The organism is Streptomyces asoensis, assembly GCF_013085465.1.
Lineage (GTDB): Bacteria > Actinomycetota > Actinomycetes > Streptomycetales > Streptomycetaceae > Streptomyces > Streptomyces cacaoi_A.
In genome coordinates, this window is record NZ_CP049838.1 from 8,170,480 (window position 1) to 8,184,445 (window position 13,966).

At 69.7% G+C, this 13,966-nt stretch carries 9 protein-coding genes and 1 pseudogene; 7 read left to right on the plus strand and 3 right to left on the minus strand.

From position 1 onward, the window contains the following. Positions 1 to 257 precede the first annotated feature (257 nt). A complete protein-coding gene (locus tag G9272_RS36470; protein WP_171400479.1) occupies positions 258 to 2,456 on the plus strand; it encodes an elongation factor G in 2,199 nt (732 codons plus the stop codon). Between the two features lie 156 nt (positions 2,457 to 2,612). Here G9272_RS36470 and G9272_RS36475 read toward each other — a convergent pair whose 3' ends face one another. Next, positions 2,613 to 4,409, minus strand: coding sequence for a coagulation factor 5/8 type domain-containing protein (locus G9272_RS36475; RefSeq protein ID WP_171400480.1), 1,797 nt, complete (start codon positions 4,407 to 4,409; stop codon positions 2,613 to 2,615). Positions 4,410 to 4,639: 230 nt separating this feature from the next. On the opposite strand from G9272_RS36475, the gene G9272_RS36480 reads away from it, so the two are divergent. The 5 genes from G9272_RS36480 to G9272_RS36500 all read left to right on the plus strand — a co-directional run bounded on the left by G9272_RS36480 (position 4,640) and on the right by G9272_RS36500 (position 11,204). Further along, a complete protein-coding gene (locus G9272_RS36480; RefSeq protein WP_171400481.1) occupies positions 4,640 to 5,959 on the plus strand; it encodes an ABC transporter substrate-binding protein in 1,320 nt (439 codons plus the stop codon). Between the two features lie 19 nt (positions 5,960 to 5,978). Further along, positions 5,979 to 6,965 (plus strand): carbohydrate ABC transporter permease, encoded by a 987-nt coding sequence (locus tag G9272_RS36485; RefSeq protein WP_171400482.1) that lies wholly within the window; start codon positions 5,979 to 5,981, stop codon positions 6,963 to 6,965. 7 nt (positions 6,966 to 6,972) lie between these two features. After that, positions 6,973 to 7,812, plus strand: a complete 840-nt coding sequence (locus G9272_RS36490) for a carbohydrate ABC transporter permease (protein WP_171400483.1) — start codon at positions 6,973 to 6,975, stop codon at positions 7,810 to 7,812. 29 nt (positions 7,813 to 7,841) lie between these two features. After that, on the plus strand, positions 7,842 to 9,200 hold the full coding sequence (locus G9272_RS36495) for a GH1 family beta-glucosidase (RefSeq protein WP_171400484.1): 1,359 nt from the start codon (positions 7,842 to 7,844) through the stop codon (positions 9,198 to 9,200). Positions 9,201 to 9,311: 111 nt separating this feature from the next. Further along, a complete protein-coding gene (locus G9272_RS36500; protein WP_171400485.1) occupies positions 9,312 to 11,204 on the plus strand; it encodes a discoidin domain-containing protein in 1,893 nt (630 codons plus the stop codon). A 240-nt stretch (positions 11,205 to 11,444) separates the two neighbouring features. Here G9272_RS36500 and G9272_RS36505 read toward each other — a convergent pair whose 3' ends face one another. Next, complete coding sequence (locus G9272_RS36505) at positions 11,445 to 12,941, minus strand: hypothetical protein (RefSeq protein ID WP_171400486.1); 1,497 nt, start codon at positions 12,939 to 12,941, stop codon at positions 11,445 to 11,447. A gap of 247 nt (positions 12,942 to 13,188) precedes the next feature. Here G9272_RS36505 and G9272_RS36510 point away from each other — a divergent pair. After that, positions 13,189 to 13,386 (plus strand): annotated as a pseudogene (locus tag G9272_RS36510) (alpha/beta fold hydrolase); the annotation flags it as partial. A 113-nt stretch (positions 13,387 to 13,499) separates the two neighbouring features. On the opposite strand, the gene G9272_RS36515 reads toward G9272_RS36510, so the two are convergent. Further along, positions 13,500 to 13,892 carry an SCO5389 family protein gene (locus G9272_RS36515; RefSeq protein WP_171400487.1) on the minus strand — a complete coding sequence of 131 codons (393 nt, stop codon included), beginning with the start codon at positions 13,890 to 13,892 and terminating at the stop codon, positions 13,500 to 13,502. Positions 13,893 to 13,966: the final 74 nt, after the last annotated feature.

Genomic DNA, 13,966 nt, shown 5'->3' on the forward strand with positions numbered 1-13,966 from the left:
GGAGCCCGGCCATGCGTGACCACACCGCTGTCGTCGCTCCCCGCTCCCGCTACGAGGTGATCCTCGTGTCTCCGTCCGTCCGGTGCTCGCTGCGCGGCCGGCACCGGAAGTCCTGACGGACGCCTGACCACCACAATGCGTCGCTGATGTGCCGTATCTGACGGCACATCAGCGCATTGCCACGTCGACCATGCACCTCGGCGTTCGTCCGGAAATCGCGCTGCCCGTCTCGGAAACACCCCGAAAGGCCAAGGGCCGTGCGCAACCACCTCGACCGTCATCTCTCCGCCGTGCGCAACCTGGGCATCCTCGCCCATGTCGACGCCGGCAAGACCACCGTCACGGAGCGGATCCTGTATGCCACCGGGACCACGCACAAGCGCGGCGAGGTCCACGACGGCACGACCATCACCGACTTCGACCCTCAGGAGCGCGACCGTGGAATCACCATCTTCGCCGCGGCCGTCAGCTGCGACTGGGACGGTCACCGCATCAACCTGATCGACACTCCGGGGCACGTCGACTTCGCCGACGAGGTGGAGCGATCCCTGCGGGTGCTCGACGGGGCGGTGGCGGTGTTCGACGCCGTCGCGGGCGTGGAACCGCAGAGCGAGTCCGTGTGGCGGCAGGCCGACCGGCACGGCGTACCGAGGATCGCGTTCGTCAACAAGCTGGACCGGGTGGGCGCCGACCTCGATGCCGCGGTGGCGTCGATCCGGGAACGGCTCCATCCGGTCCCGCTGGTCGTGCACCTGCCGATCGGCACGGAGGACGGCTTCACCGGCGTCGTCGACCTGCTGCGCATGCGGGCTCTGACCTGGAGCGACGGCGGCGGGACGGCCGTCGAGGACGTCGTACCGGAGGATCTTCGCGAGGAGGCGCTGCGTCGGCGCCGCCTGCTGGAGGAAGCCGTGGCGGAGCGGCACCCGGCCGCCCTGGAGGAGTTCTGCGACCGCGAGACACTCTCCGCCGAGACCCTCTCCAGTACCCTGCGCGAGCTGACCCGCACGGGCGACGCAGTGGTCGTGCTGTGCGGCTCGGCCTACCGCAATCGCGGGATCGAGCCGCTGCTCGACGCCGTCGTCGCCTATCTGCCGTCGCCGTTGGACGTGCCGCCGGTATGCGGTATGCCTGGTGGCGCCGCCGGTATGCGAAATACCAAGGGCGGTATGCGTGACGCCGTCGACGGTATGCACGGCACTGTCCACGGTATGCACGAAGGTGCCGACACTCAGCGCGAGACTGCCGACCGTATACAGGATGCCGTCGGCGAACAACGACCCGCCGACCCCACCGCACCGTTCGCGGCGCTCGCGTTCAAGGTCGCCGCGACCCCCACGGGCCGGCTCACCTATCTGCGGGTGTACTCGGGCACGATCGAGAAAGGAGACGCGGTATGGGAGTCCGGCGCGCGGCGCATCGAGCGGATCGGCCGGATCCTGCGTGTGCAGGCCGACCGGCATGCGCAGCTGGAGCGCGCGGTCGCCGGGGACATCGTGGCCGTGATCGGGCTGAAGTCGGCCCGTGCGGGTTCGACGCTGAGCGCGCCGGGGGCACCGGTCGTTCTCGAACCGCCCGGGGTCGCCGACCCGGTCGTCTCCGTGGCGGTCGAGGCACGCACGAGCACCGACGCCGACCGGCTGGCCTCGGCACTTGCCCGGCTGGCCGAGGAGGACCCCTCGCTGGTCGTCCGGACCGACCCGGAGACGGGTCAGACGGTGCTGTCGGGCATGGGTGAACTGCACCTGGAGGTAGCGGTGGAGAAGATCCGTCGCAGCCTCGGTCTGGAGGTCAACGTGGGTCGTCCGAGGGTGACCTACCGCGAGACGGTCGCCCGTGGAGTGTCCGGCCGGGTCTTCCGGCATGTCAAACAGGACGGTGGGGCCGGGCAGTTCGCGCAGATCGTGCTCGACGTCGAGCCACTCGGCGCGGACGAGACGGGGGGTGCTGCTGAAACCGGTTTCACGTTCCGATCGACCGTCGTCGGAGGACGGGTGCCGCAGGAGTACGTCCGTGCGGTCGAGGCCGGCTGCCGGGACGCCCTCGCCGAGGGCCCCGTGGGCGGGCACCCGGTCACCGGGCTGCGGGTCACCCTGACCGACGGGGCGACCCATGTGAAGGACTCCTCCGAGATGGCCTTCCGCACGGCCGGTCGGCTCGGGCTGCGGGAAGCCCTGCGCGGCTGTGCGATGGTCGTGCTGGAACCGGTTGTCGAGGTCACGGTAACCGTTCCCGAGGACGCCGTAGGCGGGGTCCTCGGCGACCTGGCAGCACGGCGCGGGCGGGTCACCGACTCGGCCGTGCGCGGCGGTTCGGCGGTGGTCACCGCCACCGTGCCGCTGGCCGAACTGTTCGGCTACGCGACCCGGCTGCGCAGCCGAACCCAGGGCCGAGGCACCTTCTCGGCCCGGCCGACGGGGTACGCCCCGGCGCCGGCGGTGGCGACGACGCGGTAGGCCCACGCCTTCCCGCGAGGTCGTAGGCGCAGGCCACCGTGTCGGTCCGTGCCACGAACACCTGGGCGTTCGTGGCACGGACCCGAGGCCGATGCCACCCTTCCGGCACATGGGGCGCCGGCCGCGGCCCGTCAGGTTCGTCGCCCCACCGGCAGATCAGGGATACGACACCACGGTCGACGGCACCGTCGACGTACCGGAAGTCGGCGCCCCGAGGTCGTTGATGACGTGCTCGTACTGGCCTTGGCCGCCCAGGGAGACCACCAGCAGGTCGTGGAACTTCACACCGGGTACGTTCGGGGCGGCGAAGCCGTGGTGCTGGACGATCGTCGGGTCGACGTTGTAGTAGCAGTAACTGCCCAGCCCCCAGCCCTCGTGCGCGGTGACGGCGGCGCCGACCTTGTAGGCGGCGTAACCCTTTACCGAGCCGTTCTGGATCGCCGCCTGGCTCGGCGCGTCGTAGGCCTTCTCGTTCTGGAAGAAGATCGTGCGGCCGCGCTGGCCGTTCCACTGCACGTCGTACTTGTTGAAGTGTTCCACGAACAGGCCCGTGGCCAGCACGTCGTGGCCGTTGACGACGACGCCGTAGTCGGCCCGGTTGGTCTCCCAGCCGACGCCCTCGCCATGGTCGGCGCGCCAGACCCAGGTGTGGTCGACGATCGTGTGACGGTTGTTGATCACCATGCTGGTGGTGGCCTTGCCGGCACCCGCCCCGCCGATCCGGACGAACACGTCCTGGACGGTGGTGGGGTTGGCGGAGTGGTCGCGCGATGCGCCGGACGGACCGACTTCCAGCAGGACCGAGGAGTTGACGGGTCCGGCGTCGACGAGGAAGCTCGCCAGCCGGACCCCGTCGACGTCGGCCACCTTCAGCGCGGTGACGCCGTTGTCCGGGATCAGGGTGGCGTAACCCAGGCCCAGCACGACGGTGTCGGCGCGGTTCACCTGAATCGGCCGGTCGAGGTGGTAGATCCCCGGTGTCAGCAGCAGGTTCAGGCCCTGCGCGAGCGCCTGGTTGAGCGTGGCGGCGGTGACGCCCGGCTTGGCGACGTAGAACCGCGACAGGGGCAGTGAGCTGCCGCGCGGTGTGCCGTTGCCCCACGTGACCCCGCGCGCGTTCGTGCGCTTGGCGGGCAGGAAGACGCGGAACGCGCCGGCGCCGTCGACGTACAGGAACGGCTTCTCCCGCGAGACCGGGGTGGTGTCGAGCGTGGTGTACGGCGGGTTGGGGAAGCTCTGGGCGGGGGCGCCCTCCACCCCGGAGAACACCATGTTCCACACGCCGTTGAGCCAGCTGCCGATCGCACTGTCCCGGGTGTACCACTGCTGCTGCGAGTACGGGCCGATCTCGCCTTCGATACGGCTGTCGGCGATGTAGCCGCCACTGGCCCAACCGTAGCCGGACGGGGCGAGGTTGAGGCCGCCGCGTATGTGCATCCGGCGGAAGGGGGCGGCCTGGGCGACCGCCCACCGGTTGGTGCCGCTGACCGGGACGAGCGCGAGGTTCTCCGCCGAACGCCAGAAGTTCTGCGTGGCGTTGCCGCCGAACCAGCCCGCGTCGACGGTCACGTCCCCGTTGATGGTCGTGTCGTCGGGGGAGAGGCCCAGGCCGGCGATCGAGGTGTAGAAGCCGAGTTGGGCGTTGAGGCCGTGGTAGGTACCGGGGCGGAACAGCAACGCGTGGCGCCCGGTGTCGAATTGGGCCGCCTCCTGTTGCCGGAACACCGCGTCCAGCCGGGCCTGGATGTCCGGGGTCGACGGGTCGAAGACGAGGACGTTCGGGCCGAGGTCGCCACCGCCCGGAAGGGCGCGCAACCGCTTTCCGCGCGGGGCGGCGGAGACCGGCGCGGCGGCGAGTCCGGCGAGTGCGGGGGCTGCCGCGACCGTGGCGGCTGCGGCGAGGACTGCTCTGCGGCGCACGGCGGGCGTCTCCGACGACGGAGTGTGGGGCATGGGCGGCTCTCCTCGGTCCAGGCCGCTCGAAGTGAACGGCTGATTTAAGGAAGTGAACGATCGTTGGCTTGAGAGCGCTCTCTCAGCGTTGAATGCTTCAACTACCTGAACGGGCGCGTCAAGTGGTGGGACCTGAGTTCCCCGGACTGTGCCGGAACTCTTGACGCGGCCCTCTTCCAGGGTTTAACTCACGTCCTAAATTAAGCCCTGATGACACCGGGAGCCGACCCATGCGCACCATCCGAGCCGCGGCCACAGGCGCCGTCGTCATGTCACTCGCCCTCGCGGCCACGGCCTGTGGAGGCGGCACCTCGACGGACGGCGGAGGCTCCAACGACTCGCCGAAGACCCTGACGTACTGGGCCTCGAACCAGGGCGCGAGCATCGAGGTGGACAAGAAGGTCCTCCAGCCGGAACTCGACAAGTTCGAGAAGCAGACCGGGATCAAGGTGAAGCTGGAGGTCGTCCCCTGGTCGGACCTGCTCAACCGGATCCTCACGGCGACCACGTCCGGCCAGGGCCCCGACGTCCTCAACATCGGCAACACCTGGTCGGCCTCGCTCCAGGCCACGGGCGCGCTGCTGCCCTGGGACGAGGCGAACCTCGCGAAGATCGGCGGCAGAAACCGTTTCGTCGATTCCGCGCTCGGCTCGACCGGAGCGGAGGGCAAGGACCCGGCCGCGGTGCCGCTGTACTCGATGGCCTACGCCCTCTACTACAACAAGCAGATCTTCGCCGACGCCGGCATAGCCCAACCGCCCGCCACCTGGGCCGAGTTGGTGGCCGACGGCAAGAAGATCCAGGCGAAGGGCAAGCAGGTTCTGGGCGCCGAGGGCGCGAACGTCTCGGAAAACGTCCATCACGTCTTCGTCTTCGCCAAGCAGCACGGCGCCGACTTCTTCGCCGCCGACGGAAAGCCCGACTTCACGTCCGACGGCGCGGTCGCGGCGGTCAAGCAGTACGTCGACCTGATGGCGAAGGACAAGGCCATCCCGCAGGGCAACGCCGAGTACGCGCAGAACCAGTCCGTGAGCGACTTCGCCAAGGGGAAGACGGCGATGCTGCTGTGGCAGTCCGCCTCCTCCAACCTCAAGTCCCAGGGCATGAGCGAGGACAAGTACGGCATCGCCCCGGTGCCCGTGCAGTCCGGCACCCCCGGCACCGGCGCCCAGGTCAACTCGATGGTCGCGGGCATCAACCTGGCGGTCTTCAAGAACACCGACAACCTCGACGGCGCCACCGAGTTCGTGAAGTTCATGACCGGCGACGAGGAGCAGAAGATCCTCAACAAGGCCTACAGCACCATCCCGCCCGTCGCCTCCGCCCAGTCGGACGCCGGGTTCAACTCCGCCGCGAACGCGGTCCTGAAGGACACCCTCGCCAAGAGCGCCGCCGCGCTGCCGCAGGTCGCCGACGAGTCCCAGTTCGAGACCGTGGTCGGTACGGCCGTCAAGGAACTGTTCGCCGACGCGGCCGCCGGCCGCCCGGTGACCACCGAGTCGGTCAAGGCCAAGCTCGCCAAGGCCCAGCAGCAGATGCCGACGAAGTGAGCCGGACGAAGTGAGCCAGATGACCACCACAGCCGAGGTCGAAAAGCCTCGCGCAGACCCTGGCACCGGCCGGGCCCCGCGCCCGCGTCCCGGCCGGATCCGCCGTATCGGACTGCCCTACCTGCTGCTCCTGCCCGCTCTCGTCCTCGAACTCCTCGTCCACCTCGTGCCGATGGCGATCGGCATCGTGATGAGCTTCAAGGAGCTCACCCAGTTCTACATCCGTGACTGGGGCACGGCTCCCTGGTCCGGCCTCGACAACTACCGGGTGTCGGTGGACTTCGACGCGCCCGTCGGCGAGGCCCTGCTGCACTCCTTCCTCGTCACCGTCGGCTTCACCTTGCTCTCGGTGGGCCTGTGCTGGCTCATCGGCACCGCGGCGGCGATCTTCATGCAGGACACCTTCCGCGGCCGGGGGCTGCTGAGGGCGCTCTTCCTGGTGCCGTACGCCCTGCCGGTCTACGCGGCCGTGATCACCTGGGTCTTCATGTTCCAGCACGACAACGGCCTGGTGAACCACGTCCTGCACGATCAGCTGCACCTCACCGACAAGCCCTCCTTCTGGCTGATCGGCGACAACAGTTTCTACGCGTTGCTCACCGTGTCGGTGTGGAAGGGCTGGCCGTTCGCCTTCCTCATCGTGATGGCCGGCCTACAGAACATCCCCGGCGAGCTGTACGAGGCGGCCGCGCTGGACGGCGCGGGCATGTGGCAGCAGATCCGCCGGATCACCCTTCCGTCCCTGGGCCCGGTCAACCAGGTCCTGGTCCTGGTCCTGTTCCTGTGGACGTTCAACGACTTCAACACGCCGTTCGTCCTGTTCGGCAGGGCCGCCCCGGAGGCCGCGGATCTCATCTCGGTCCACATCTACCAAGCCTCCTTCGTGACCTGGAACTTCGGCACGGGATCGGCGATGTCGGTCCTGCTGCTCCTCTTCCTGCTGGCCGTGACGGGCGTCTACCTGGCCGTCACCTCGCGCGGACGGAGGGCTTCGCATGCGCGGTAACTCCCCTATGGCACCACCTAGTTCGTTCCTCTGGTCCCGACGGATCTTCCTCACCCTGCTCACCGGCTTCGTGCTGCTGCCGGTGTACGTGATGGTCTCCAGCTCTCTGAAACCCCTTGCCGACGTCACGGGCGAGTTCCGCTGGCTGCCCAGCGGTCTGACGATCCGCCCGTACATCGACATCTGGTCGACGGTCCCGCTCGCCAGGTACTTCGTGAACTCGCTGGTCGTGGCAGGCGCGGCGACGGTCTGCTCCGTGGTGATCGCCGTGTTCAGCGCCTACGCGGTAAGCCGTTACGACTTCCGTGGGAAACGGGCTTTCACGGTCACCGTGCTGTCGACGCAGATGTTCCCGGGCATCCTCTTCCTCCTCCCGCTGTTTTTGCTCTACGTCAACATCGGCAACGCCACCGGCATCGCGCTGTTCGGTTCGCGCGGCGGCCTGATCCTGACGTATCTGACCTTCTCCCTCCCCTTCTCCATCTGGATGCTGATCGGTTACTTCGACTCGGTGCCGCGCGACCTCGACGAGGCGGCGCTGGTGGACGGCTGCGGTCCGCTCGGCGCGCTCTTCCGGATCGTCGTACCGGCCGCGATCCCCGGCATCGTGGCGGTCGCCGTCTACGCCTTCATGACCGCCTGGGGCGAGGTGCTGTTCGCCTCCGTCATGACCAACGACACCACCCGCACGCTCGCCGTCGGACTCCAGGGCTACTCCACCCTCAACGACGTCTACTGGAACCAGATCATGGCCGCCTCGCTGGTCGTCAGTGTGCCGGTGGTGGCCGGCTTCCTGCTGCTCCAGCGCTATCTCGTCGCCGGGCTGACGGCCGGAGCCGTGAAGTGAGCAACCGCCCCGATTCCGAGAGGACTTCAGTGACCATCGACTTTGCCGCCCTGCCCCAGGACTTCCTGTGGGGGACCGCCACCTCGGCGTACCAGATCGAGGGAGCCGTGGCGGAGGACGGCCGTTCGCCGTCGATCTGGGACACCTTCTCGCACACTCCCGGAAAGATCGCGGACGACGACCACGGTGATGTCGCCTGCGACCACTACCACCGCTGGCGCGAGGACATCGGCCTGATGCGTCAACTCGGCGCCAACGCTTACCGGTTGTCGATCTCGTGGCCCCGGGTGGTGCCGGGCGGCGACGGTCCGGCGAACCCCAAGGGCCTCGACTTCTACGACAAGTTGATCGACGGCCTGTTGGAGGCGGGCATCACCCCGTCCGTCACCCTCTACCACTGGGACCTTCCGCAGGTACTCCAGGACCGCGGCGGCTGGCCCGAGCGCGAGACCGCGGAGCACTTCGCCGCGTACGCGTCGGTCGTCGCCGAGCGGCTGGGCGACCGCGTGACCCACTGGGCCACCCTGAACGAACCCCTGTGCTCGGCCTGGATCGGCCACCTCGAAGGCAAGATGGCCCCGGGCCTCACGGACCTGACGGCAGCCGTCCGTGCCTCCTACCATCTGCTCCTCGGCCACGGACTTGCCGTCCAGGCCATCCGGGCGGCGGTCCCGCGCGCCGAGGTCGGCATCGTCAACAACCTCTCCACCGTTCACCCCGCCACCGATCGCCCCGAGGACATCGCCGCCGCCCACCGCATGGACGGCCACACCAACCGCTGGTGGCTCGACCCGGTACACGGCCGAGGCTTCCCCGCCGACATGCGGGAGGTGTACGGCGTCGAACTCCCCGAACAGCCCGGTGACTTGAGGACGATCGGCGCACCGTTGGACTGGCTGGGCCTGAACTACTACTTCCCGGCCACGGTGAGCGACGACCCCAACGGGCCCGCCCCGCACGTCCGTTCAGTCCGCCGGGACGGTGTCCCGCGCACCGGTATGGACTGGGAGGTCGATGCGAGCGGCATCGAGACACTGCTGCTGCGCCTGACCGACGAGTACGGCGCGCGTCGGCTGTACGTCACGGAAAACGGTTCCGCGTACCCGGACATCGTCCGCCCCGACGGTACCGTCGACGACCCCGAGCGCCAGGCCTACCTGACCGGCCATCTCGCCGCCTGCGCCTCCGCCGCCCGCAAGGGCGCCCCCCTGGCCGGCTACTTCGCCTGGTCCCTGCTGGACAACTTCGAGTGGGCGTACGGCTACGACAAGCGCTTCGGCCTCGTCCACGTCGACTACCGGACCCAGGCCCGCACGATCAAGGGCACCGGACGCCACTACGCGGAGATCATCCGCCGCCACCGGGAAGGGGTGGCGAAGGCCGCCTGAGGGCGCGGGGCGCGGCGGGCGCGGGTGGGGGAGCGCGCGCCCGCCAGCCCCAGGTCCCTGAATGTCATGAGCGCGACATTCCTGTCACCTGTTTCCACCGAGGAGAGCCGCATGTCACCACGCACCGCTCGCACTCCCCGTACCCTGCTGACCGCCGTGGCCGCCCTGGCCCTGCTGAGCGCGGGTCCGGCCCTCGTGGCCCCGGCCGCGGCCGCGGCGCCCGCCGCCGACGCACCCGCCTGGGACGCCGACCGCGCCGCGGGCGCGTACGCCGTGAACCCGGCTGCCGTCACCGCCTCCGGCAGCGAGAACGGCGGTACGGCACCCGGCCTCGCCTTCGACGGCGACGGCGCGACCCGCTGGTCCAGCAACTTCGCCGACGACGCCTGGATCCGCCTCGACCTCGGCACGACCCTCCGCGTCGACCGGGTCGTCCTGGACTGGGAGGCCGCGTACGGCAAGCGCTACGTCCTGGAGGTGTCGAAGAACGGCACCGACTGGACGCCCTTCTACACGGAGACCGCGGGCACCGGAGGCTCGGTCACCGCACACACCCATCCCCAGGAGGTGACGGGCCGATACCTCCGCCTGCGCGGCCTGGAACGCGCCACGCCGTACGGCTACTCGCTCTACTCCTTCAAGGTCTACGGCGGCGAACCGGCCCCCGCCTCCACCTTGCGTACCAACCTCGCCCTGAACCACCCGGCCTACACCGACTACTACCAACACGCGGGAAATTCACCGGCGTTCGTCACGGACGGCGGCCATCCCGCCAACCTGAAGGACGACGCCACCCGTTGGTCGAGCGACTGGAACGCGGACCGGTGGGTCACCGTCGACCTCGGCGCGACGTCGACGATCGACACGGTCGAGCTGTACTGGGAAGCGGCCTACGCCGTCGACTACCAGCTCCAGGTCTCCGACGACAACCGCACCTGGCGTACCGTGTACCAGCCGTCCGCCGCCGAGGTCGCCACGCGCCGGGCGAACGTGAAGTCCCCGTCCGAGGCGGTCGGCGTGCACGACAGCGTGCGACTGCCGCAGCCGGCGACCGGACGCTACGTCCGGATGCTCGGCAAGGAACGCCGTTCCTTCTACAACCCGGCCCCCGCCACCGCCCGGTTCGGCTACTCCCTCTACGAGTTCGAGGTCTGGGGCACCGGCGGCAGCGCCTCCGCCGTCTACCCCGCCCTCCCCGGCGAGCAACAGGGCACCTACCGGACGACGTTCTTCGACGACTTCACCGCCACGTCTCTCGACCGCTCCAAGTGGCGTGTCGTACGCACCGGAACGGAGATGGGCTCCGTCAACGGAGAGGCGCAGGCGTACGTCGACTCGACCGAGAACCTCCGCACCGAGAACGGCGCCCTCGTCCTGCGGGCCAAGTACTGCAAGGGATGCACCCAGGCGGGCGGCGGCACCTACGACTTCACCTCCGGCCGCGTGGACACCAACACCAAGTTCGACTTCACCTACGGCCGGGTCAGCGCCCGGATGAAACTGCCCGTCGGCGACGGATTCTGGCCCGCTTTCTGGCTGCTGGGCAGCAACGTCGACGACCCGTCCGTGTCCTGGCCCGCCTCCGGCGAGACCGACATCATGGAGAACATCGGCTACGCCGACTGGACCAGCTCCGCCCTGCACGGCCCCGGCTACTCCGCGGACGGCAACATCGGCGCCCGCCAGACGTACCCGAACGGCGGCCGGGCCGACGACTGGCACACGTATGCCGTGGAGTGGACGCCGACCGGCATGCGCTTCTACGTCGACGACCGCCTCGTCCAGGAGACGACCCGCAACAAGCTGGAGTCCACCCGCGGGCAGTGGGTCTACGGCCACAACCAGTACGTGATCCTCAACCTCGCCCTCGGCGGCGCGTACCCCGCCGGCTGGAACCAGGTCACGACCCCGTACTGGGGCCTGCCCCAGTCGAGCGTGGACCGGATCGCCGGCGGGGGAGTGCAGGCGGAGGTGGACTGGGTGCGGGTGGAGCAGAAGGGGTAGCCGCGGTCGATTCCGGACGCGGCGTCGACAGGACGCTTCTGCCACCACGAGCGGTGAGCCGGTGGACCCGCCGGAGGAGGTGCGTCGTGCTGACGAACGCCTGGCCGACGAAGTCGCCGTCCTCGTCGAAGCCGTTCACGATCATGGCGTAGTCGGCCGGCTCGTCGCCCTCGTTCGTGATCTTGCTCCTGGTCGGTGAGGCTGGTGCCGGGGAGTCGGCGGGGGGAGGGGGGTGGTGGATCAGCTGAAGGGGGTGGTCGTCCGGCCTTCTCCGCGCTGCCGCACCTTCCAGCGCAGATGGGCCCCCGTCACGAGCAGTGAGGCGGCGAGGACGGACGTGACACAGGCGACCAGGAACACGTCGGACTTCTCGTCCGCGAACATGCCGGCGGCGGTGAGGGCGAGAAACACCCCGGAGGCTTGCGGGCCCGTCCCGGAGGGCATCGGGCTCGGCGTCCGCCAGTTCCTGCGGGGGATCCACAGGCGCAGCAGTTCCGCGGTGGCCGCGAAGGCGAAGAGCCTGGAGCAGATCATCAGCGCCGGGGGAGCGGTGTTGTCGCCCAGTTCGCCCACGCCGACGAGGGTCGTGAAACCGAAGTAGAGGATCGGCAGCAGCCAGCCGAGGCTTGCCCGGGTGCCGGGGGTGGGCGGCGTGGCCGTGCTCATGGCCGTGCCCATGCGCGTGCCCGTGCCCATGCGCGTGGCCATGCGCGTGGCCGTGCCCGCCTTGGTGAGGTCGACGGGTGTACGCGGAGCCGGGATCACTGCGGGGATGGGCGCGCTCTCCGGGAGAGGACGCAGCGCTCGCGTCTGGGCGCGGCGGATGCGGCGGCCGGCGTCGCCGTGCTGGTCCATGTGGGCGGACAGTTCGGCCTGGAGGGTGAGCAACTGCTCCGCCATCGCGTCGAACTCGGCTCGGCGTTCGGCGGCGAGGTGCGCGGCCTCGCGTTCGGCGTCGGTGAGGCGTTCGACGGCCTCGGCGTGGAGCTGTGCGGCCTCCGCGCGGGCGGCCTCTGCTGTGCTGGGCGCCTGGGCCAGTTCGCCTTGCAGGCGGGTGCGTTCGGCCTCGATGATCTCGGCGATGCGATGACGTTCGTCCGGCGGGAGCTCGCGCGGGGCGCGGGCCTCGGCGCGGGCGAGAGCGGCTCGGCGCCACTCCATCAGCGGTCGACCCCGGTGCTCGCCGATGCCGTTGATGTGCACCTTACGGCCGTGGGCGCGGTGGATGTAGAGGACCTCACCGCCCTTGCCGTTGGGCGCCTTGCCCCAGCTGACGCGGGTGAAGTCCGCGGCCGTGGTGATGCCTTGGGCCGCGAGGGCGCGAACGAGGCCGCTGCCGATGCCGTTCACCTCGCTTGCGGTGAGGCGGCTGCCGTTGAGTGTGCGCTGGACGGACTCTCGGCGCAGGACGGCGAGGGCCTGTCTTTCCTGATGGTCACGTTTGCCGTCGAGGCCGTTCAGCCGGCGTGAGAGGGAACGCTCTTGGCGTATCTGCTGCTCGAGGATGCGTTGCAGTGACTTGCCGTGGGTGGCTTCCGCGCGGCCTCGGTTCCTCGCCTCGTGGTTCAGGCGGCGACGGTCGGCGAGCTCGAAGGGGCGGCGCCTGTCGAGGAGGCGGCGGAGGGCACGGATGGCTTCGATCAGTCGGCGTCGGTCCGCACGGACGTCGGGGAGGGCGGGAGGGACGGATGCGAGCCCGTCTCGGTGGGAGTGGTGGGAAGTCGTGCTGTTGATCAACGGGGACTCACTCGGAGGACGGGGCGTCGGGGCCGTGGCCCGCGGCGGGCTGTGCGGTCGGGGCGAGTCGGCCCGCAGGGGCCTGCCTGTTCAGGACGTGCGCGTACATATAGACGCGGACTCTCCGGATGTGGGAAAGGTTGCATGAAACCGTGAAGGAAATGCGTGCATGTGTGCGAGCGGGGTCTCGGCTTCGAACGGTCGAATCCGCTTGTTCCGCGCTCACCGCCCTGAAACGCTCCGGCGCATGGTCACCTTCACCGCCCGCGACGGAACCCGCCTCGCCTACCACGAGTCGGGAGACGGGCCGCCTCTGGTCTGTCTGCCCGGCGGGCCCATGCAGTCCGCCGCCCACCTGGGTGACCTGGGCGGGCTCACCTCTCACCGCCGACTGATCGGGCTGGATCCGAGGGGCACGGGGGAGTCGGCGATTCCGAGGGACACGTCTCCGCGGGGCTGACCCCCGCCGGGCCGACCGTCGCCGGGCCGACCGTCGCCGGGCCGGCCGCCGCCGGACCGACCGTGAGGGGGATCCGGTCGGCCCGACGGCTGGGCGAATCAGCAGTCCCGCAGTTCCGCCGACTGGTTCAGTACCTGCGCCCGCGTCGAGGTGAACCGCGCGTACGTGGACCCGCTTCGTGCCTCCGGGCGGAAGGCCGCCACCCGGTGGCAGTTCTGGAAGGCCAGGGTCACGTCGAAGTGGCGTTCCAGGCTGCCGCGGATGGCGTCGCTGGCGAGGGCGCGCAGGAGTTGGCCGCGCTCCTGCTCGGACGGGGGAGGAGTCTGATTGTCGGTGAACTCGCCGATACCGGCGTGCAGTTCGGTGGCGAGACCGGCGATGAGGCCGTAGGCGTAGGGGAGGGATGCGCGGATCGTGTCCACGAAGTCCTCTTCGCGGATGTCACCGGCCTCGGCCTCGGAGAGGAGCTTCGGGGAGACGTCGAGAGACATGGGTGTCCTGTTCCTGTGGAGGGTGGGGTTCTTGTGGAGGGTGGGGCAGGGGCCGCGCCCGCCTCGACGCGCGC

What these genes read in the sequence shown, in the direction of transcription:
- G9272_RS36500 (WP_171400485.1), top strand. Translation starts at nt 9,312, where the DNA reads ATGTCACCACGCACCGCTCGCACTCCCCGTACCCTGCTGACCGCCGTG.
- G9272_RS36490 (WP_171400483.1), top strand. Translation starts at nt 6,973, where the DNA reads ATGGCACCACCTAGTTCGTTCCTCTGGTCCCGACGGATCTTCCTCACC.
- G9272_RS36475 (WP_171400480.1), bottom strand. Translation starts at nt 4,409, where the DNA reads ATGCCCCACACTCCGTCGTCGGAGACGCCCGCCGTGCGCCGCAGAGCA.
- G9272_RS36480 (WP_171400481.1), top strand. Translation starts at nt 4,640, where the DNA reads ATGCGCACCATCCGAGCCGCGGCCACAGGCGCCGTCGTCATGTCACTC.
- G9272_RS36515 (WP_171400487.1), bottom strand. Translation starts at nt 13,892, where the DNA reads ATGTCTCTCGACGTCTCCCCGAAGCTCCTCTCCGAGGCCGAGGCCGGT.
- G9272_RS36485 (WP_171400482.1), top strand. Translation starts at nt 5,979, where the DNA reads ATGACCACCACAGCCGAGGTCGAAAAGCCTCGCGCAGACCCTGGCACC.